At 72.2% G+C, this 18,085-nt stretch carries 18 protein-coding genes; 10 read left to right on the top strand and 8 right to left on the bottom strand.

Features of this window, described 5'->3' with window-relative positions; translation table 11 throughout:
* Window positions 1–46 precede the first annotated feature (46 nt).
* On the bottom strand, window positions 47–1,015 hold the full coding sequence (locus LO762_RS06750) for a diiron oxygenase (RefSeq protein ID WP_230613324.1): 969 nt from the start codon (window positions 1,013–1,015) through the stop codon (window positions 47–49).
* A 97-nt stretch (window positions 1,016–1,112) separates the two neighbouring features.
* On the opposite strand from LO762_RS06750, the gene LO762_RS06745 reads away from it, so the two are divergent.
* The 4 genes from LO762_RS06745 to LO762_RS06730 all read left to right on the top strand — a co-directional run bounded on the left by LO762_RS06745 (window position 1,113) and on the right by LO762_RS06730 (window position 4,774).
* Window positions 1,113–1,721, top strand: coding sequence for a TetR/AcrR family transcriptional regulator (locus LO762_RS06745; protein ID WP_230613323.1), 609 nt, complete (start codon window positions 1,113–1,115; stop codon window positions 1,719–1,721).
* A 118-nt stretch (window positions 1,722–1,839) separates the two neighbouring features.
* Entirely contained in the window at window positions 1,840–3,096 is a 1,257-nt protein-coding gene (locus LO762_RS06740) for a phosphoribosyltransferase family protein (RefSeq protein ID WP_230613322.1), read from the top strand.
* A gap of 83 nt (window positions 3,097–3,179) precedes the next feature.
* A complete protein-coding gene (locus LO762_RS06735; protein WP_230613321.1) occupies window positions 3,180–4,151 on the top strand; it encodes a TIGR03557 family F420-dependent LLM class oxidoreductase in 972 nt (323 codons plus the stop codon).
* Window positions 4,148–4,774: a TetR/AcrR family transcriptional regulator gene (locus LO762_RS06730; protein WP_230613320.1), complete on the top strand. Its 627-nt coding sequence runs from the start codon at window positions 4,148–4,150 to the stop codon at window positions 4,772–4,774. The genes LO762_RS06735 and LO762_RS06730 overlap by 4 nt, the downstream gene beginning before the upstream one ends.
* A gap of 5 nt (window positions 4,775–4,779) precedes the next feature.
* On the opposite strand, the gene LO762_RS06725 is transcribed toward LO762_RS06730, so the two are convergent.
* On the bottom strand, window positions 4,780–6,036 hold the full coding sequence (locus LO762_RS06725) for an MFS transporter (RefSeq protein WP_230613319.1): 1,257 nt from the start codon (window positions 6,034–6,036) through the stop codon (window positions 4,780–4,782).
* A 72-nt stretch (window positions 6,037–6,108) separates the two neighbouring features.
* On the opposite strand from LO762_RS06725, the gene LO762_RS06720 reads away from it, so the two are divergent.
* Window positions 6,109–7,071: a GlxA family transcriptional regulator gene (locus LO762_RS06720; protein ID WP_230613318.1), complete on the top strand. Its 963-nt coding sequence runs from the start codon at window positions 6,109–6,111 to the stop codon at window positions 7,069–7,071.
* Here the strand turns inward: LO762_RS06720 and LO762_RS06715 are convergent.
* The 3 genes from LO762_RS06715 to LO762_RS06705 form a co-directional block, all read right to left on the bottom strand.
* Window positions 7,047–7,442: a VOC family protein gene (locus tag LO762_RS06715; RefSeq protein WP_230613317.1), complete on the bottom strand. Its 396-nt coding sequence runs from the start codon at window positions 7,440–7,442 to the stop codon at window positions 7,047–7,049. The two genes, LO762_RS06720 and LO762_RS06715, sit on opposite strands and share 25 nt — an antisense overlap.
* A gap of 43 nt (window positions 7,443–7,485) precedes the next feature.
* Window positions 7,486–8,064, bottom strand: a complete 579-nt coding sequence (locus tag LO762_RS06710; RefSeq protein ID WP_230613316.1) for a TetR family transcriptional regulator — start codon at window positions 8,062–8,064, stop codon at window positions 7,486–7,488.
* 77 nt (window positions 8,065–8,141) lie between these two features.
* Complete coding sequence (locus tag LO762_RS06705; protein WP_230613315.1) at window positions 8,142–8,930, bottom strand: universal stress protein; 789 nt, start codon at window positions 8,928–8,930, stop codon at window positions 8,142–8,144.
* Between the two features lie 275 nt (window positions 8,931–9,205).
* Between LO762_RS06705 and LO762_RS06700 the strand changes: the two genes are divergently transcribed.
* Window positions 9,206–9,622 (top strand): OsmC family protein, encoded by a 417-nt coding sequence (locus LO762_RS06700; RefSeq protein ID WP_230613314.1) that lies wholly within the window; start codon window positions 9,206–9,208, stop codon window positions 9,620–9,622.
* 135 nt (window positions 9,623–9,757) lie between these two features.
* Entirely contained in the window at window positions 9,758–10,618 is an 861-nt protein-coding gene (locus LO762_RS06695; protein ID WP_230613313.1) for a universal stress protein, read from the top strand.
* A 52-nt stretch (window positions 10,619–10,670) separates the two neighbouring features.
* On the opposite strand, the gene LO762_RS06690 is transcribed toward LO762_RS06695, so the two are convergent.
* Window positions 10,671–11,855: a helix-turn-helix domain-containing protein gene (locus LO762_RS06690; protein WP_230613312.1), complete on the bottom strand. Its 1,185-nt coding sequence runs from the start codon at window positions 11,853–11,855 to the stop codon at window positions 10,671–10,673.
* A gap of 128 nt (window positions 11,856–11,983) precedes the next feature.
* Between LO762_RS06690 and LO762_RS06685 the strand changes: the two genes are divergently transcribed.
* Window positions 11,984–13,654: an FAD-binding dehydrogenase gene (locus LO762_RS06685; protein WP_230613311.1), complete on the top strand. Its 1,671-nt coding sequence runs from the start codon at window positions 11,984–11,986 to the stop codon at window positions 13,652–13,654.
* Window positions 13,578–14,585, top strand: coding sequence for a bile acid:sodium symporter family protein (locus LO762_RS06680; protein WP_374201535.1), 1,008 nt, complete (start codon window positions 13,578–13,580; stop codon window positions 14,583–14,585). Before LO762_RS06685 ends, LO762_RS06680 begins: the two co-directional genes overlap by 77 nt.
* Before the next feature lie 18 nt (window positions 14,586–14,603).
* On the opposite strand, the gene LO762_RS06675 is transcribed toward LO762_RS06680, so the two are convergent.
* Together LO762_RS06675 and LO762_RS06670 are read right to left on the bottom strand one after the other, a co-directional pair.
* A complete protein-coding gene (locus LO762_RS06675) occupies window positions 14,604–15,563 on the bottom strand; it encodes an NAD(P)H-quinone oxidoreductase (protein WP_230613309.1) in 960 nt (319 codons plus the stop codon).
* Between the two features lie 466 nt (window positions 15,564–16,029).
* Complete coding sequence (locus LO762_RS06670; RefSeq protein ID WP_230613308.1) at window positions 16,030–16,641, bottom strand: TetR/AcrR family transcriptional regulator; 612 nt, start codon at window positions 16,639–16,641, stop codon at window positions 16,030–16,032.
* Between the two features lie 95 nt (window positions 16,642–16,736).
* On the opposite strand from LO762_RS06670, the gene LO762_RS06665 reads away from it, so the two are divergent.
* Window positions 16,737–17,969, top strand: a complete 1,233-nt coding sequence (locus tag LO762_RS06665; protein ID WP_230613307.1) for an NADH:flavin oxidoreductase/NADH oxidase family protein — start codon at window positions 16,737–16,739, stop codon at window positions 17,967–17,969.
* Window positions 17,970–18,085 lie beyond the last annotated feature (116 nt).

The raw sequence follows: 18,085 nt of genomic DNA, 5'->3' as shown, positions 1-18,085 counted from the left end.
GGTGGGAGTCCTCTTGCTCGGGCTCGGACGGCTTGCGCGGGCCCGCTCAGGCGGCGTGCCGGGCGGGGCGGTGCGGTTCGCCGCGGAAGCGGGAGGACGGGCCGTCGATGCCGAGCAGGCGCCACAGCCTGCGCGACACCGGGTTCATGAGGCCGAGCTGGTCGGCGAGCATCCGGACGTCGTTGAAGCACTCGCGCAGCACGGCCTGCGACTCGGGGCGCTTCCAGAACGCCTCGCGCATCACCTTGCGCGGGATGCCGAACCTCTTGCGGAACTCCGGCGGCGGGACGACGATGGCGCCGCCGAGCCAGCGCATCACGAGCGCGTAGGTGAGCGACGTCATGAACCGCTCGAACCTGTTCTGCTTGCCGATGTGCTCGCGCAGGAACCGGTGCGCGAAGGAGATGTGCCGGGCCTCCTCGGCGATGTGGATCTCCATGGTGCGCAGCAACGCGGGCGGGACGTCCTTGCCCTCGCGGATGAGGGTCTTCTGGATGTGGTCGATGGGCTCCTCACCGGCCAGGATGCCGATGAAGAAGATCGCGGGCCAGCGGGCGAACAGGCTCCACGTCGCCATGGTGCTCCGGTAGAGCCGCCGCATTCCGGGGACGTCCTCGCCGGAGCGGTTGACGAACTCCTGGAACATCTGGATGTGGTTGCACTCCTCGGTCATCTCGTGGAGGCAGTAGCGGAACTCGGGCGACTGGTTCGGAAGCCGCATGACGTACTGCATCATGCCCCGGATGAGGACGCTCTCGAAGCTCAGGCCGACGCGCTGCACGTTGGTCATGCGCCAGCGGCCGATCTCGATCTGCCGGTCCTCGGGCAGCGCCTGGTACCAGGGGTGCATGCCGAGCGGGTCGGACTTGGCCGACAGCTTCCAGCGCGGGTCCTTCGGGTCAAGCGCCATCTCGGGGGCGTCCCACGCGATGTCGAGGTAGGGGTCGAACCTGCGGTGGACCGAACCCTCCGACAACGTCTGGAGCATGTCCGGGTAGTCCTGCTCGATCGTCACGGCCCCTCCGCCTGTCCATTTACACTTACTGCGTTAAATGTAAATGTCGTGGGGGCGCGGGTCAAGGGGCGGCCTCGATTGGCCCTAGAGTGAGTGCGTGACAGAGCGCCTCGCGCGCCGCACTCCCGAGGAGTTCCGCGCGCTCATTCTGGACGCCGCGGCCGAGTGCCTGGTCGAGGGCGGGTTCGCCTCCGGCCGCCTGCTGTCGGCGATCGCCCGCAAGGCGGGCATCTCCCGTCCGACGCTGTACAAGTACGGCGGCACGGTGGACGACATCAAGGAGGCGCTCGTCGAGCGTGAGCTCTCCACGTTCATCGCCAGGGTCGCGCCCGTCCTCGACGAGATCGCCTGGACCCCCGAGTACCTGACGGACCTCCTCGTCTTCCTCATCGACTACGCGCGCCACCATCCGCTCCTCAGGGCCGCCCTACGCGACGTCCCCGAACTGATCCTCCCGGTGTTCACCCTCCAGGCCCGCGCCCAGGTCGACCTGATCGGGGAGTTCGTCACGCCCCTCGTGCGGGAGCACATCACGGCGGGCCGCATCCCCGACATCGACGTCACGCTGCTGGTGGACGCCCTGTACCGGGTCGTCATAGCGGCCGTCATCATCGAGACACGTCAGGATCTCGACGACCCTGCCTCGCTGCGCGCCTACTGCCGCGCCGTCGTCTCCTCGCTGAGCACACTACCCGTCCCGCACTGACGGTCAGGGCAGGGTCCGCAGTGGGGAACGGGTTGGTATGGGGTGGTTGGCGGGCGGACGCGGCGGGCGGACACTGGAGGGGAGAGCGCTCGGACGCCGCCGGAAGCGAGGTCGGACCATGGTCTACCGGGACCGCCTTGAGGCGGGCGACCGGCTCGGCGCGGACCTCACGGGGCTGGCCGGGCGGCGTCCGGTGGTGCTCGGCCTGCCGCGCGGCGGTGTGCCCGTCGCGGCGCGCGTCGCGGCGGCCCTGGACGCGCCCCTCGACGTGATCGTGGTACGCAAGCTCGGCGTGCCGGGCCAGCCGGAACTGGCGCTCGGCGCGATCGGCGAGGGCGGCGCGCGGGTGCTCAACGACGGGCTCGTCCGGCAGACCGGGGCGACGCCCGACGACATCGCGCGGGTCGAGGAGCACGAGCGCGCCGTGCTGGAGGACCGTGCCGTGCGGTACCGCGCGATCCGGCCCCGGGTGCCGCTGGACCGGCGCTTCGCGATCATCGTCGACGACGGCCTCGCCACGGGCGCGACCGCGCGGGCGGCCTGCGCGGTGGCGCGGGAGCTGGGCGCCGCCAGTGTCGTGGTGGCGGCGCCCGTCGGGTCGCGGGAGGCGGTGCGGACGGTCGGTGCGGTCGCCGACGAGGTGGTCTGCCCGCTCTCGCCGCACGAGTTCAGCGCTGTCGGCGCCTGGTACCACGACTTCGCTCCCGTGCCCGACAGCGAGGTCGATCTCCTACTGGCCCGAGCAGCCGCCAAGGAGGCTCCCGCGGCTGACGACGATGTCCTGGTCGGTTGGGAGGAGCTGCCCGGCCACCTGACGATCCCGCCGGGCGCCCGCTCCGCGATCGTGTTCGCGCACGGCAGCGGGAGCGGCGCGCGCAGCCCGCGCAACCGCGACGTGGCCCGGACGCTCAACGAGGCGGGCCTGGGCACCCTCCTGTTCGACCTGCTCACCGACGAGGAGGCCGACCGCACCTTCGACATCCCGTTCCTGGCGTCCCGCCTGGAGGGCGCGACCCGCTGGCTGCACGCCAAGGCGCCGCAGCTCGCCATCGGCTACTTCGGGTCGTCCACAGGCGCGGCGGCGGCCCTGCGCGCCGCCTCCTCCCCCGTCTCCCCCGCGACCGCCGTAGTCTCCCGAGGCGGCCGCCCCGACCTGGCGGGCGAATGCCTGGGCGCCGTCCGCGCCCCCACTCTCCTCATCGTCGGCGGCGCCGACCCCGACGTCCTCGACCTCAACCGCGCCGCCGCCACCCGCCTCACCTGCCCCCACCACATCGAGATAGTCCCCAACGCCACCCACCTCTTCGCCGAAACCGGCACCCTCCAAAAAGTCGCCTCCCTAGCCACCAGCTGGTTCCTCCGCTACCTCCCCTGACCCCTAACCCACCCGGCCGTGGGGGTAGGGGCGGGGTCTGGGTGGGTAGCGGGAGTGGTAGGGGACGGAATGGGGGGATTCCGATGGAGATCGGCTACAAGTTGATGGCTGAGGCGTTCGACCCGGTGGATCTGGTGGAGCAGGCGGTTCGGGCCGAGGGGGCCGGGTTTGACTTTGTGGAGATCAGTGATCATTTTCATCCCTGGCTGGAGACGCAGGGGCACTCGCCGTTCGCCTGGTCGGTGCTGGGGGCGGTAGCGGCGCGGACGGAGCGGGTCCGGCTGCTGACGGGCGTCACTTGCCCGACGGTCCGTTATCATCCGGCGATCATTGCGCAGGCCGCGGCAACGCTCGGGGTGTTGTCGCGTGGCAGGTTCACGCTGGGCGTCGGGTCGGGTGAGCGGCTGAACGAGCACATCGTGGGCGAGGGCTTCCCGGAGTCGCCGCGTAAGCGGCAGGAGATGCTGCGCGAGGCCGTCGAGATCATCAGGCTGCTGTGGGAGGGCGGCTACCGCTCGCACAAGGGTGAGTACTTCGAGGTGGCGCGGGCGCGGATCTTCGACCTGCCGACGGAGCCGGTGCCGATCGCGGTGGCGGCGGGCGGCCCGAAGGCGGCGCGGCTCGCCGCCGAGATCGGGGACGCCATGTTCCTCACGGAGCCCGATCAGGACCTCATCCGGGCCTACACCCAGGCGGGCGGCTCCGGGCCCCGCTACGGCGAGATGATGATCTCCTACGCCCGCGACGAGCAGACGGCGGCCAAGGCCGCGCGGGAGACGACGCGCTGGTCGGTGCTCGGCTGGAAGGTCATGTCGGAGCTGCCGACGCCCGAGGCGTTCGCGGCGGCCAGCGAGACGGTGCGGACCGAGGACATCATGAAGGCGTTCCCGTGCGGCCCGGACCCCGACAAGATCGCCGCGGCGGCCCGCGCGTATGTCGAGGCGGGCACCGACCACCTCGTCGTCGTCAACTGCGGGCCCGACCCCGACGCGTTCTTCGACTTCTACACCGACCAGCTCGACGGGCGGCTCCGCGCCCTGCCGTCGCTGCCGTGACCGGCCACGACCCCGTCGCCGCCGCCGCGCTGCGCCTGTTCGGCGGGGTCGGCTACGACGGCACCACCGAGCGGATGATCGCCGAGACGGCGGGCGTGGACGTCGCCGAGGTCAGGGCGCGTGGCGGCAGGACCGGCCTGTACGAGGCCGTCATCGCCGACTTCTACGCGGCGCAGAACGCGCTGCTGGACGAGATGGAAGACAAGTGCGCGCCCGACGCGGACGGCGTGCGCGACTTCCTCTCGCGCGTCCTGGACTTCTACCTCGCCAATCCCGAGGAGATGGAGCTGTGGCAGCACCGCCGCCTCGCCGACGCGGCCGACCTCGCCGACATCGACGCCCGCTACCGTGATCCGTTCCTGCGGCGGGTGGAGGAGCTGCTGGCACGGCACCTGAGCGAGCGGGGCGTGACGAACCTGTCGGACTACGCCATGCTGTCCAACGTCGTCACCTGGAGCCTGTACGGGTTCCTCAACGGCGGCATCAAGGGTTCCGGCGGAGCGACGCTGCGGCCGGACGACCCCGAGGCCGTCCGGCTGTTCCGGGCGCAGATGCACCGGCTCCAGGATCTTGTCATCTCCGCCGGATGGCCTTCCGACGCGTCCGGGGACGACCGGAGGTGAGCGCCCTACCTCGCGTCGCCCTTCAACGGCGCGGAGGGACGGGCCCGTAGGTTCCGCACGGGACGGGTGAGCAGGAGCGCGGCGCAGACGGCCGCCGTGGTGGCCGTCGAGACGAGCAGGAGGTCGCGTGGGGCCACCACCTTGGTGAGCGGGCCCACGAGGGCCTGTCCTGCCGCCATCCCTGAGATCGACCCGGCCATCTCGTAGGCCGTCACCCGGTTCAGCACGTCGTAGGGCACCTGGGTCTGCACGCTCGTGGACCACATCACCGACCAGAACGCCCACGCGCAGCCGCCTACCAGGTGGCCCGCCATCAGCAGCGGAAGCGACGGCTGCAAAGCCAGCGTCAGCGGCACGCACACGAACCCGACGAGGGCGAGGCCGCCCGCCGCGAGCGGCCTGGCCGGGCGCAGCACCATGGCGATCACCCCGCCTATGACGGTGCCAAGGCCGAGCGAGGCCATCACCCAGCCGTAGGCGGCGCCGCCGAGCCGCTCCTCGATGAGCCGTGAGCCCAGGGGGATCGAAGGCCCGAACACCAGGAGGCCGAAGAACACCCAGATGATGATCACGGACCACATCCAGGACCGCGCCCGGAACTCCCGCCAGCCCTCCCTGATCTCCCGCGCCAGGGCGGTGCCCACCCGCGCGGCGGCTGGCAGGCCGCGGATCAGCGCCAGGCACAGGCCGCTCACCAGGAACGTCGCCGCGTCCACCGTGTAGACGACGCCCGCGCTGGCCACCGCCGTCAGCGTCCCGGCCAGGACGGGGCCGCCCACCTGCGCGCCCGCGTCGGCGATCTTGAGCACCCCGTTGGCGCGCTGCGGGTCGGCCGCGACGAGCGGCACCATCCCGTTGACGCCCGGCTGGAACAGCGCGGTGGCCATCCCGGACACCAGGGACATCGTCATGAGCAGCCACAGGGGCGGCGTCCCGGTGAAGAACGCGGCGGCCAGCGCACCCTGCGCGGCCAGCCTTATGACGTCCGAGAGGATCATCATCGTGCGCGCCCCGAACCTGTCGGAGAGCGCGCCGCCCACCACGAGGAAGACCACGATCGAGGCGGTCCACACCGCCATGACGTACCCGACGCCGGAGATGCCGTAGATCCGGCCGACGACCAGCGCGGCCGCCACCGGCATCATCGCGTCGCCGACGAGGGACACCACGCGGGCGCCGAAGTACAGGGCGAAGTTCCTCGTCCACAGCCGGGCCGGGGCCGGGGCGCCGCGCTCCAGGGTCGCGGTCGTGCTCGTTTCCATGGGAGTTCATTCTGGACACGGCGCCGCCTCCCCACAGGTGTCCGGATTGACGTGATCCGATACTTTCCTGCCATGCGGCATCGTGTGGTGGCCCTGGTCGGCCCGTACCAGGAGCTCTATCCCGTGACGTGCGCCTCCGCCGTCTTCGGGTACCACGGAACCGACATCCCGCAGCTCTACGAGTTCCGGGTGTGCGCGGAGCGGCCCGGACTCCAGTCGACGACGCTCGGCGCGGACATCGTCGTCAGGGACGGCCTGGAGGCGCTCGCGGAGGCCGACACGATCCTTCTGGCGTCCTGGTGGCGGTGGCCCCCCGAGGACGTGCTGACGGCCGTGCGGGCGGCGCACGCGCGCGGGGCCCGGATCATCACCGTCTGGGCCGGGGTGTTCGTGCCCGCCGCGCTCGGCCTCCTGGACGGGCTGCGCACGGCCGTCCACTGGGATCTGGCGGGCGAGCTCAGCCGCCGCTTCCCCCGCGTCCGGCCCGACGCCTCGGTCCTCTACATCGACCACGGGGACGTCGTGACGGCGGGGGCGTCCGCGACCGTCATCGACGTGTGCCTGCACCTGGTGCGGCGCGACCACGGGGCGGCGCTCGCGCTGCGGATCGGCCGCCAGATCGCCGCCGCGCCGCACCGGGAAGGCCGCCAACGCCAGTACCCGGACCTGCCTACGCAGGGGCCCGCGCCGGACGGCCTCGCCCCGCTGCTGGAGTGGATCACCGAGAACCTGGAACGGCCCCTCACCGTCGAGGACATGGCCGAGCGGGCGGGCACCTCGGCCCGGACGCTGAGCCGCAGGTTCGCCGACCGCCTCGGCGTCTCCCCCGGCCGGTGGCTCCTGGAGCGGCGGATAGCGCACGCGCGGGCCCTGCTGGAGGAGACGGACCTGCCCGTGGAGACGATAGCCCGACGCACAGGGCTGGCCACGTCAGCCAACTTCCGGAGACGGTTCCGCGCGGCCGTGGGCACGACGCCGTCGGCCTACCGGCACGGGCACCGGGGGCTCGGTCAGTCGTCGTCCGCGCCGGGGTAGACGCTGAGCTCGATGAGGTTGCCGTCGGGGTCGCGGACGTAGAGGCTGACGAGGGTGCTGAGCGCCCCGTCCCGCTCCACCGGGCCCACCTCGACGGGCACGCCGTGCCGGGCCAGCGCGGCGCTGGCGTCGTCCAGGGAGCCGTCCAGGAGCAGGCACAGGTCCGCGCTGCCCGGTGTGGGCCTGGCGGCCTCAGGGCCGCGCTCACGGCCCGCCACGCGCAGGTTGATGCGGTGTTCGCCGAACGCGAGCGCCCTGCGGCCGGAGCCGAACGTGACGTCGCGCATGCCGAGGACGCGCGTGTAGAACTCCGTCGTCCGGTCCGGGTCGGCGACGGTGAGCACGAGGTGGTCGAGCCTCTTGATCCGCATGTTCCGGTCCTGCCCTGCGGGGCGCGGCGGGGAACCAGGGCGGCTAGCGCAGCGCCGCGAACGCCTCGTCCAGGAGCGCGAGGAGGTCGCGGCGGCCCTCGGCGGACGTCCACGCCTCCAGGGCCGCGGCGAGGCAGTCGAGGGCGGCGGCGGACCGCACGGTGTGCCGCAGGCCGGGCACGGTGCCCTCGCGTTCGGCAAGCGCGTCGGCCAGCAGCGGACGCCAGGAGTGGTGCTTCTCCAGTTGCCGGGCGTAGAGCGACGGCGTGTCCCTGACCATCCGGGCCAGCGTGAGGGCGCGCGCCGGATCGCTGAGGTAGGGCGCGAGCAGGGTGCCGAGCGCGCGGCGCAGGGCCGTCCAGTCGTCCTCGCGGGCGGGCCTGCCGCGCAGCTCCCCGGCGACGGCCGCGCCCTGCGCGTCGAGGACGCCAAGGATCGCGTCCTCCTTGGTGCCGAAGTAGCGCAGGAACGTGCTGCGCGAGACGCCAGCGGCTGCGGCGACCTCCGTGATGGTGACGCTGTCGAAGCCGTCGCGGGCGAACATCTCGAACGCCACCCGCGCGAGTTCGGCGCGGACCGCCGCCTTCGCGATGTCCCTGGTGCTGCGCAAGGTCCCGTTCATCACGGCGATCCTACCGGCGGGCCACCTACCGTCCCGCCCGTGAGCAGCGGAGGGATGTCATCCAAGGGGCCGGTGGGTCAGATGGGTTTGGTGGGTTTGGCGACCGCGACGGGGCAGCGGGACTCGCGGACGAGCCGCTGGCTCACCGAGCCCAGGGCGGCGCCCCGCACCGGGCCGAGGCCGCGCGCCCCGACAACGACGAGCGCCGCCGACGCGGAAGCGGCGAGGAGCGCTTCGGCCGGGTCGCCTCGGTCGGCGTCCACGATGACCGCGACGTCGGGACGGGCGTCCGGGCGGGCCGCCAGGGAGGCGCGCACCTTCGTGGCCGCGTCCTGCGGTTCGGTGTCGTCCTCGGTCCTGTGCACGACGGTGAGGGGGACGCCTCGGTGGGCCGCCTCCACGAGGGCCAGGGCCACGGCCGCCTCCGCACCGCCGGAGCCGTCCGTCCCCACAACGACCCCTCGCCCGTTGCTGGCGCCCCGCGCGACCACGATCGAGGAGGTCGCGCTGGAAAGCACCTTGGCGGTGACGGACCCCGCGCCCAGCGACGCAGGGTTGGCCGCCCGCGTGGGTCCCAGGACAAGGAGATCCGCACCCACCGCAGCACGCAGCAGCGACGTCGAAGGAAGGCCACGTTCCATTCGGGGAACTGCCGTGTCGCCCGCCTTGGCGAGGGCCCGGGCGAGGACGTCCCGAGCGGCCCGCTCCGCGTCGTCCTCGGTGATCCCGACCATCCCCTCGGGCGGGTACTGCCAGGCTACGCAGACCGTCAGCGAGACCCCCCTGACCGCCGCCTCCTCCACCGCCCAGTCAAGCGCGGCTTCCCCTTCGGGGCCGCCGTCGCAACCGACCACCACACCGGACATCAGCCCACCCTCCCCGACTTCAGGACCGCCCCGGCGCACGGGTCCCGTGTGCCCGGTCCTCACCCCAATCCAGTCCGGACAACCGCCAGATTTCGCCATACGGCCATCAAAGCCGGACAACGCCGGGCCCGTCCGGCCCGAAGGCCCCGGCGCGTCAGGGACCTTAGGCACCGGCCCGGAGGGCGGCCGTGACCTACGTCCCTTCGGCGGGTGCCCTTCGGGCGGTGCCGGGGCGGGCGCCGCGCGCGCACGATGGGGAAAAGAGGGGAACCGCCATGAACGAGATCACCGTCGTCCACCAGGACCAGGACTCCTTCGCCATCCTCATCCGCGACCACGTCTTCCACGTCGACCAGCCCTGCGCCGGCGGCTACGACGCGGGACCCACCGCGCCCGAGCTGTTCGTGGCCTCGGTCGCCGCCTGCGCGGCCCACAACGGGCGCCGCCACCTCAAGGAGCACGGGCTGCCGTACTCGGGCCTCGAAGTCGGCGTGGACTTCACCATGGCGCCGGGCGCGCCTCCGCGCGTCGCCGAGATCACCCTGACCGCGCGGGTGCCGTGGCCGCTCACGGCCGACGAGCTCGCGGGCCTCCGCGTCGCCCTGACGGGTGGCTCGGTGCACGCCGCCCTACGGCTCCCCCCGGTCGTCACCGCCGCCACGGAAGCCGCACCGGAGCCCACGCCCGTGTGACGGCGTCCGCGTTGGGCAACGGCGGGCCCCAAGCGGGGTCAAGAGTGCGGAAAGGACGGCGGTGCGGGGGTGCGCGGGAGGTAGCCGGGTCTATCGGCTGACGACACTGGAGAGCAGGGGCACAAGGAGGGTGAGATGAGCGGACCGCTGGGAGTGCTCGTCGGGTACGACGGGTCCAAGGGCAGTGAGACGGCCCTGGAGTGGGCGGCACGGGAAGCCGAGGTACGTCAGTTGCCTCTGACGATCCTGCATATCTGGCAGGTCGTCTATCCGGGCTTTGTGGTGCTCCCCCTGACGGCGCTGGAAGACGCGGCGGACAAGGCGAGCGCCGCCGCCGCCGAAAGGGTGCGGACCGCCCACCCCGGCCTCCAAGTCGACCGGATCGTCGAGTGCGGTTCGCCGCCCTACCTACTGGTGGCGCACGGCCGCCGCGCCGAGCTGCTCGTGCTGGGCCGCAACGCCGACCACCCGTTCGGGGCGGGCATCCTCGGTTCGGTGAGCGCCCAGGTCGTCGGGCACGCCACCGGCCCAACCGTCCTCGTCCGGGAGGGCCAGGCGCCGCCCGAGGCGGGCCCCGGCGACATCGTCGTCGGCGTGGACGGCTCGCCCAGCTCGCGTGACGCCCTACGCGCCGCCTTCCTGGAAGCCCACCTGCACGAGATGCCTCTGACCGCCTACTGCGCCTGGCCGCCTGACGCGCAGGTGAGCGGCACGCCCTTCCTCACCGACGCCGATCTCCACGACGTGTGCAGGGAGCGGTTCGAACGCGAGGTCGAATCGGTCTATACGGCCTATCCCGAGGTGAAGGCCGCGAAGGTCTTCGAGTCGGGCAACGCCGCCGAGGGGCTGCTCGCCGCCGCGTCCGGTGCGAAACTCCTCGTTGTGGGCACCCGTGGGCGCGGCCCGGTCCGGTCGCTGCTCCTCGGCTCGGTGAGCCGCGCCGTGGTGCGCGGCGCCCGCTGCCCCGTCCTCGTGGTGCCGCCGCCCGGCCGGTGACGGCACAGGACGTCTCAGGGCCCCTCAGCCCCACCCACCGCTCCGTTGCGGGTCAGGGGTGGGGGGTGGTGAGGAGGGCGGTCTGGTAGGTGAAGCGGTTCCAGGGGGTGCGGGGGTCGCGGGAGGTGGCGGCGGCCAGGCGGCGCATGCGGTAGCGGACGGTTTGGGGGTGGATGTGGAGGCGGGCGGCGGCCTGGGTGGCGCCGTCGCGGTAGATGACGGTCTCCAGGGTGCGCAGGACGTCTTCGTCGTCGGCCAGGGGGCCCAGGACGGCGGCGCGTAGGCGGGTGGGGTCGGCGTCGGGGTGTCCGGCGGTCAGGGCGAGCACTTCGAGGTCGCCCCGGTCCAGGGGCAGCCGTTCGGCCCACACCAGGGGCGGGGCGTGCCGGATCCCGTGGACGGCGAGCCGGTAGTAGCGCGGCGCGGTCCCGGCCGTCACGCCGGTCAGGAGCGCCCCTGTGAGGCCGTGCTCGTGCAGCACCCGGATGAGTGTTGGCACGTCGACGGCCTTGACGAGCGCGACGCCGACGCCGTCCATGACCCGGTGAAGGGTGGTGATCTCCGTGTCGTCGGCGTCGCCCGCCACCCGCGCGTCCAGGGCGGCCGTCACCAGCGCGGCGGCCTGCGCGGCGTCCCCGGTCCCCGTGGGCGGGTTCACCACCACAAGATCGAACGACGACGGCAGCCGCGCGTCCAGCTCACGCAGACGTGCCTGCAACGTGCCCGCGTGGCTCTGCCTACCGAGCAGCAGATCAACAAAGACGCCTTGGAGCGAGCGTCGCCGGTCCGCCCCGAGGATCCGCCCTGTGGACGCGTACCCGTCGGTGATCGCCTCGGAGAGTTGGTCCAGCGCCGAAAGCCACACCCGCGTCAACGCCGTCACGTCCCGGACGGTGACGTCGTCGGCGAACCGTTCGGCGACCCGCTCCAGGAACTCGGGGGCGACGACGCGGTAGGCCCGCAGCACCGCCGCCAGCGGACGCCCGTCCCGCGCCCGGACCGAGCCGACGCCCCGGAACAGCCGGAGGTCGTCGGCCCCGAACGATCCGTCGGCGACCCACAGGTCGAGCACCCGCCGCAGCGTCCAGACCATGATCGACCGGACTTCCTCAAGCTGCCGCGCGTCCAGCGTCGCGTAGGCGGGGATCTCGCGGGTGATCGTCGCCATGAACGACGCGATCACCGCGGGCTCGTCCGCGAGGACGCGCGTCACCGCCGCCCGCCGGTCACCGCCCATCTCACCTCCACTGACAAAATCCCTAGTCAGGTGATGACAAGACTACTGGTGCGGAACATGGCCGATGGGTGACGGTCGAAACCTGTGAGTCATCGCGCGAGCGCGGTGGTGCGTCGAGGGAGTTCCGCATGTCGTTCGAGCCTGATGTTGTTGTTGTCGGTGCCGGTCTGGCCGGGCTGGTGGCCACCCACGAGCTGGCGAAGGCCGGTAAGCGGGTCCTCGTCCTCGACCAGGAGAACCGCGACAATCTCGGCGGGCAGGCGTTCTGGTCGCTCGGCGGGCTGTTCTTTGTGGACAGCCCCGAGCAGCGCCACGTCCGGATCAAGGACTCGCTCGACCTCGCCCGGCAGGACTGGTTCGGCTCCGCCGCCTTCGACCGCCTCGACGACGAGGACCTCTGGGGCCGTCAATGGGCCGAGGCTTACCTAACGTGGGCCGCCGGAGGCAAGCGCCAGTACCTGCGCGATCTCGGCCACCGGGTGGTGCCGATGGTCGGCTGGGCCGAGCGCGGCGACGGCAGCGCGACCGGCCACGGCAACTCGGTGCCCCGCTTCCACATCACCTGGGGCACCGGCCCGCGCCTGGTCGAGACGTTCGCCGTCCCGGTGCTGCGGGCCGAGCGGCGCGGCCTGGTCCGGTTCGCGTTCCGGCACCGCGTGGACGAGCTGCTGACCGACGCCGGCGCGGTCGTCGGCGTGCGCGGCTCGGTCCTGGCGCCGGATGCCTCCGCGCGCGGCGTGAAGTCCTCCCGCGAGGTCGTCGGGACGTTCGAGCACCGGGCCGCCGCCGTCGTCGTGACGTCCGGCGGCATCGGCCACAACCACGCGCTGATGCGCCGGAACTGGCCGGTGGACCGGATCGGCCCCGCCCCGACGCACCTGATCTCGGGCGTCCCGGCGCACGTGGACGGCCGGATGCTGGAGATCGCCGAGAACGCGGGCGGCCGCATCGTCAACCGCGACCGGATGTGGGCCTACACCGAGGGCATCCACAACTGGGACCCGATCTGGCCCGACCACGCCATCCGGATCCTGCCGGGCCCGTCGTCCGTGTGGTTCGACGCGCAGGGCCGCCGCCTGACGGGCATGTCCGGCGTTCCGGGCGCGGACTCGATCGGCGCGATGAAACAGATCCTGGCCACCGGCCACGACTACTCGTGGTTCGTGCTCACCCAGTCGATCATCGAGAAGGAGTTCGCGCTGTCGGGGTCGGAGCAGAACCCCGACCTCACCGGACGCGACATAAGGTTCCTGCTCAAGAGCCGCCTCGCCAAGGGCGCCCCCGGCCCCGTCGAGAAGTTCAAGCAGCACGGCGAGGACTTCGTCGTCGCACCCACCCTCGCCGAGCTGGTCGAGGGCATGAACCGGATCGCCCGCGGCCCCGCGCTCGACGCCGCCGACATCGAACGGCAGATCGCCGCCCGCGACCGCGAGATAGGCAACGCGTTCAGCAAGGACGTGCAGGTGATGGCCATCCACAACGCCCGCAAGTCCCTGACAGACAAGCTCACCCGCGTCGCGAGCCCGCACCGGATCCTGGACCCCGCGCACGGCCCGCTCATCGCCGTCCGCCTGAACATCCTGTCCCGCAAGACGCTCGGCGGCCTCCAGACCGACCTGGACTCCCGGGTGCTCGGCGCGGACGGCGCACCCGTCCCCGGCCTGTACGCGGCGGGCGAGGTCGCCGGGTTCGGCGGGGGCGGCGTGCACGGTTACAACGCTCTTGAGGGCACCTTCTTGGGCGGCTGCATATTCTCGGGTCGGGCCGCTGGCCTCGCGCTGGCGCGACCCCTACCTTGAGCCCTGTCGGTCTACCCCCCATTCCAGACAGGCAAGGAGAACCATGGAAACTCCCCCCCTCATCACCATCGGGCTTCCGGTCGCGCTCGGCATCGTCATGTTCGGGCTCGGCCTCTCCCTGACCGTCCAGGACTTCCGCCGGGTGGCGCGCACCCCCCGCGCCGTCATCGTGGCGCTCGGGCTGCAGACCCTCGTCCTCCCGGCTGTCGCGTTCGGGCTCGTCACGGCGTTCGACCTCGACCCGCTGCTCGCGGTCGGCGTCATGCTGCTCGCCGCCTCGCCCGGCGGCACAACAGCGAGCCTGTTCAGCCACCTGTTCCGGGGCGACGTCGCGCTGAACATCACGCTCACCGCGGTGAACTCGGTGCTGGCGGCGGCCACCATCCCGATCATCACGAACTTCGCGATCAGCTACTTCGGGGCCGAGGGCGAGCTGGGCCTCCAGTTCGGCAAGGTCGTCCAGGTGATCGCGATCGTGGTGCTGCCGGTCGTCCTCGGCATGGCGGTGCGGAACCGCTGGGTCGGGTTCGCCGAGCGGGCCGACAAGCCGGTGCGGATCTTCTCAATCGTCGTCCTGGCGTCGGTGGCGGTCGGCGCGCTGGCGGGCGAGCGCGAGAACCTGGGCGAGTACGTGCGCGACGTCGGCGCCGTCACCGGGCTGTTCTGCCTGCTGAGCCTCAGCATCGGCTACTTCGGCGCCCGCCTGCTGCGGCTGGACAAGGCGCAGTCCGTCGCCAGCTCGATGGAGGTCGGCGTGCACAACACGACGATCGCGCTGACGATCGCGTTGAGCATCCTGAACAACGCCCAGGTGGCCGTCCCCGCCGCCGTCTACTCGATCCTCATGTACCTGCTGGCCACGCTGTTCGGCCTTCTCATCACCCGGGTCGGCGCCAAGGACAAGGACGAGGCCCCGGCCGTGCCCGCCTGACCCGCCGCGCCCCGGCGCTCAGTCGTTGACGAGGAGGATCTTGCCGACGTGCTGGCCCGCGTCCATGAGGCGGTGGGCCGCCGCGGCCTTCGCCATCGGCAGGGTGAGGTCGATGACGGGGCGGATGTCCCCGTCATCGATCAGCGGCCACACCTCGTCCTGCAGTTGGGCGACGATGGCGGCCTTCTGCGCGAGCGGCCGGGAGCGCAGCGTGGTGCCGTACACGGACGCGCGCTTGAACAGGAGGTCGGCGAGGTTGAGTTCGCCTTCCAGGCCGCCCTGCATGCCGATGATGACGAGGCGCCCGTCGGTGGCCAGGGAGCGGACGTTGCGGGCGAGGTAGTCGCCGCCGATGACGTCGAGGATCACGTCGTAGGGGCCGAACTCGGCGAAGTCCTGGGTGAGGTAGTCGATCGTGACGTCGGCGCCGAGTTCGATGGCGCGGGCCGCCTTGTCGGGGCCGCCGACGGTGGTGACGACCCGGGCGCCCAGCGCCTTGGCGATCTGGAGCGCCAAGGTGCCGACGCCGCCGGTGCCACCGTGCATGAGGAAGGTCTCGCCCTCCTTCAGCCCCGCCGTCATGACGATGTTCGACCACACGGTCGCGGCCGCCTCGGGCAGCGCGGCCGCCTCGACGAGGCTGACGCCCTTGGGCACCGTCAGGAGCTGCCCGGCCGGGACGGCGACCTTCTGCGCGTACCCGCCCCCGGCGAGCAGCGCACACACCTCGTCGCCCACCTGCCAGCCGGTGACGCCCTCGCCCAGGGCGCTGACCCGCCCGGAGACCTCAAGCCCCGGATACGGCGAAACCCCCGGCGGCACCGGGTAGAACCCCAACCGCTGCGCGACATCCGCCCCGTTCAGCGCGCTCGCCGCGACATCCACGACAACCTCACCGCGCGCGGGCCTGGGGTCCTCAACCTCAGTCCACTCCAGGACATCGGGGCCTCCAGGCTCCCTGATCGTGATCGCCTTCATGACGTACCTCCCCATGGGTGACGTGCCCCCACCTACAAATGTTTACACCGCTAACACTAGCCACAGAAGTAAGCAGTGTCAACATCAGGACACGTGGCCACCGTCACCCAGGCCCGCCCGGAGGCGCGGTCACCTCCCGCAGCACCGGCGAAGCGGCAAGCAGCACACCGCCACCAACACCCACCCGCCAGGCGACACGACCACCTCCCACAGCACCGGAAAGGCGACCGACCGCACGACCACCGCCAATGCCTACCCGCCGGGAGGCGCGATCACCTCCCACAACACCGGCGAAGCGGCAAGCAGCACACCACCACCGACACCCACCCGCTGGGTGGCACGGCCACCTCCCGCAACACCGGCGAAGCGGCAAGCAGCACACCGCCACCAACACCCACCCGCCAGGCGGCACAACCACCTCCCACAGCACCGGGGAAGCGGCCGACAGCACGACCACCGCCAATGCCTACCCGGCGGGAGGCGCGGTCACCTCCCGCAGCACCGGGGAGACCGCGAAGAGCGCGTTGACGGCGGTGTGCACCTGCGCGGCGACGACTTCGGGCGTGGACGCGTCGAGTTTGCCGTCCAGGTGCAGGAACGCCAGGCCGTGCACGAGGGCCCACACCGTCGTCGAGAGGGCCTCCGGGTCGGCGTCGGGGAACACGTCGCGGACGATGCCGCGGACGTACTCCCAGATCGCCGCTGTCGCGGCCACCCGTTCCTCGCTCGTCGGGTCGCACTGCTCGGCGAACATCACCCGGAACAGGGCCGGACGGTCCAGGGCGAACCGGACGTAGGCGACGGCGATGTCGGCGAGGTCGCCGGGCGTCGCGGGCGCGGGGTGCGCCGCGGCGAGGTAGACGGCCAGCTCGCGGTACCCCTGCGCGGCGACGGCCGAGACGAGCGCGTCACGGTCGGCGTAGTGCCGGTAGGGGGCGGTCGGCGACACCCCGGCCCGGCGCGCCACCGCGCGCAGCGACAGCGCGGCACTGCCGTCCTCCTCCAGCAGCTCCCGGGCCGCGCGCAGACAGGCGGCACGCAGATCGCCGTGGTGGTACGAGGCACCCGCTTGCGACATAGGTCACACTCCCTGATGTATGCACCACTCACATTGGGTCCTAATGTAAGCGATGTACACATCGTAGGCGATATCAGAGTGAAGGGGGAACCCGGATGACCAGCGAGCTGTTCTCGCCGTTGTCCCTGCGTTCCGGACAGGTGCTGGGCAACCGGATCGCGAAGGCCGCCATGGAGGAGAACCTGGCGGGCCCCGGCCAGTTGCCCGACCGGCGGCTTTTCGCCCTGTACCGGCACTGGGCCACCGGCGGCACCGGACTCCTGATCACCGGCAACGTCATGGTGCACGCCGAGGCGCTGACCGGCCCCGGCGGCGTCGTGCTCGACGAGGCGGCGCCCCTGGAGCCGTTCACCGAGTGGGCCAGGGCCGCCAAGGCGGGCGGCGGCGCGGTCTGGATGCAGATCAACCACCCCGGCCGCCAGATCGACGCCGACATGCCCGGCGTCGTCTGGGGCCCGTCCGCCGTCGGCGTCGACCTCGGGCGGCACAGCGGCCGGTTCGGCAAACCCGTCGCCATGACCGCCGAGCAGATCGCGGCGACGATCACACGGTTCGCCGTGACGGCACGCCGCGCCGAACAGGCCGGGTTCGACGGGGTCGAGATCCACGCCGCACACGGCTACCTCCTGTCGCAGTTCCTCTCCCCACTCGTCAACCGGCGCACCGACGCCTGGGGCGGGTCGCTGGAGAACCGGGCGCGGATGCTGCTCGACGTCGTCCGGGCCGTGCGCGCGGCGGTGTCGCCGGGCTTCGCGGTCGCGGTGAAGCTCAACTCGGCCGACTTCCAGCGCGGCGGGTTCGACGCGAACGACGCGCGCCAGGTGATCACGTGGCTCGAACCGCTCGGCGTGGACCTGGTCGAGTTGTCCGGCGGCAGCTACGAGAGCCCCGCCATGACCGGGCGGCCCGCCGACGCGCGCACCCAGGCCCGCGAGGCGTACTTCCTCGACCTGGCCAAGGACCTCGTCGGGACGAGCCCGCTGCCGCTCATGCTCACGGGCGGCATCACCCGGCGCGCGACCGCCGAGCAGGTGCTCGCCAGCGGCGTCGCGCTCATCGGCATGGGCACCGCCCTCTCCGTCACGCCCGACCTGCCCGACCGCTGGCGGCACGGCCGCGAGGCGACCCGCCAGATGCGCCCCGTCACCTGGTCCGACAAGGCACTCGCCTCCGCCGCCGGGATGGCGCAGGTCCGCTACCAACTCCGCCGCATCGCCCAGGGCGCCGACCCCCGCCCGTCCACCCATCCCGCCCGAGCCCTCCTCATTGAACAGATCCACCGCCGCAAGTCCCTCCGCCGCTACCGAAACTGGCTTTCCACCGCCTGACCCACCCACCGCCGCCGCCGGAGCTCGCCCCTGTGCCGAGCCCGGCGGCTTTGACGTTTCCCCACCCGAACTTTCGCGCTCCCCATACCCGGCCCGCCCGGTTCCACACCTGCCAA

The sequence above is a fragment of the Actinocorallia sp. API 0066 genome, assembly GCF_020991275.1.
Taxonomy (GTDB): domain Bacteria; phylum Actinomycetota; class Actinomycetes; order Streptosporangiales; family Streptosporangiaceae; genus Actinocorallia.
The sequence above is the reverse complement of the archived record's forward strand: the minus strand, read 5'-3'. Positions and strand labels throughout refer to the sequence as shown.

Coding starts and splice junctions, on each gene's coding strand:
- LO762_RS06700 (WP_230613314.1), top strand. CDS start 9,206: ATGAACGAGATCACCGTCGTCCACCAGGACCAGGACTCCTTCGCCATC.
- LO762_RS06715 (WP_230613317.1), bottom strand. CDS start 7,442: ATGCGGATCAAGAGGCTCGACCACCTCGTGCTCACCGTCGCCGACCCG.
- LO762_RS06690 (WP_230613312.1), bottom strand. CDS start 11,855: ATGGGCGGTGACCGGCGGGCGGCGGTGACGCGCGTCCTCGCGGACGAG.
- LO762_RS06685 (WP_230613311.1), top strand. CDS start 11,984: ATGTCGTTCGAGCCTGATGTTGTTGTTGTCGGTGCCGGTCTGGCCGGG.
- LO762_RS06725 (WP_230613319.1), bottom strand. CDS start 6,036: ATGGAAACGAGCACGACCGCGACCCTGGAGCGCGGCGCCCCGGCCCCG.
- LO762_RS06675 (WP_230613309.1), bottom strand. CDS start 15,563: ATGAAGGCGATCACGATCAGGGAGCCTGGAGGCCCCGATGTCCTGGAG.
- LO762_RS06695 (WP_230613313.1), top strand. CDS start 9,758: ATGAGCGGACCGCTGGGAGTGCTCGTCGGGTACGACGGGTCCAAGGGC.
- LO762_RS06710 (WP_230613316.1), bottom strand. CDS start 8,064: ATGAACGGGACCTTGCGCAGCACCAGGGACATCGCGAAGGCGGCGGTC.
- LO762_RS06720 (WP_230613318.1), top strand. CDS start 6,109: ATGCGGCATCGTGTGGTGGCCCTGGTCGGCCCGTACCAGGAGCTCTAT.
- LO762_RS06705 (WP_230613315.1), bottom strand. CDS start 8,930: ATGTCCGGTGTGGTGGTCGGTTGCGACGGCGGCCCCGAAGGGGAAGCC.
- LO762_RS06740 (WP_230613322.1), top strand. CDS start 1,840: ATGGTCTACCGGGACCGCCTTGAGGCGGGCGACCGGCTCGGCGCGGAC.
- LO762_RS06735 (WP_230613321.1), top strand. CDS start 3,180: ATGGAGATCGGCTACAAGTTGATGGCTGAGGCGTTCGACCCGGTGGAT.
- LO762_RS06665 (WP_230613307.1), top strand. CDS start 16,737: ATGACCAGCGAGCTGTTCTCGCCGTTGTCCCTGCGTTCCGGACAGGTG.
- LO762_RS06670 (WP_230613308.1), bottom strand. CDS start 16,641: ATGTCGCAAGCGGGTGCCTCGTACCACCACGGCGATCTGCGTGCCGCC.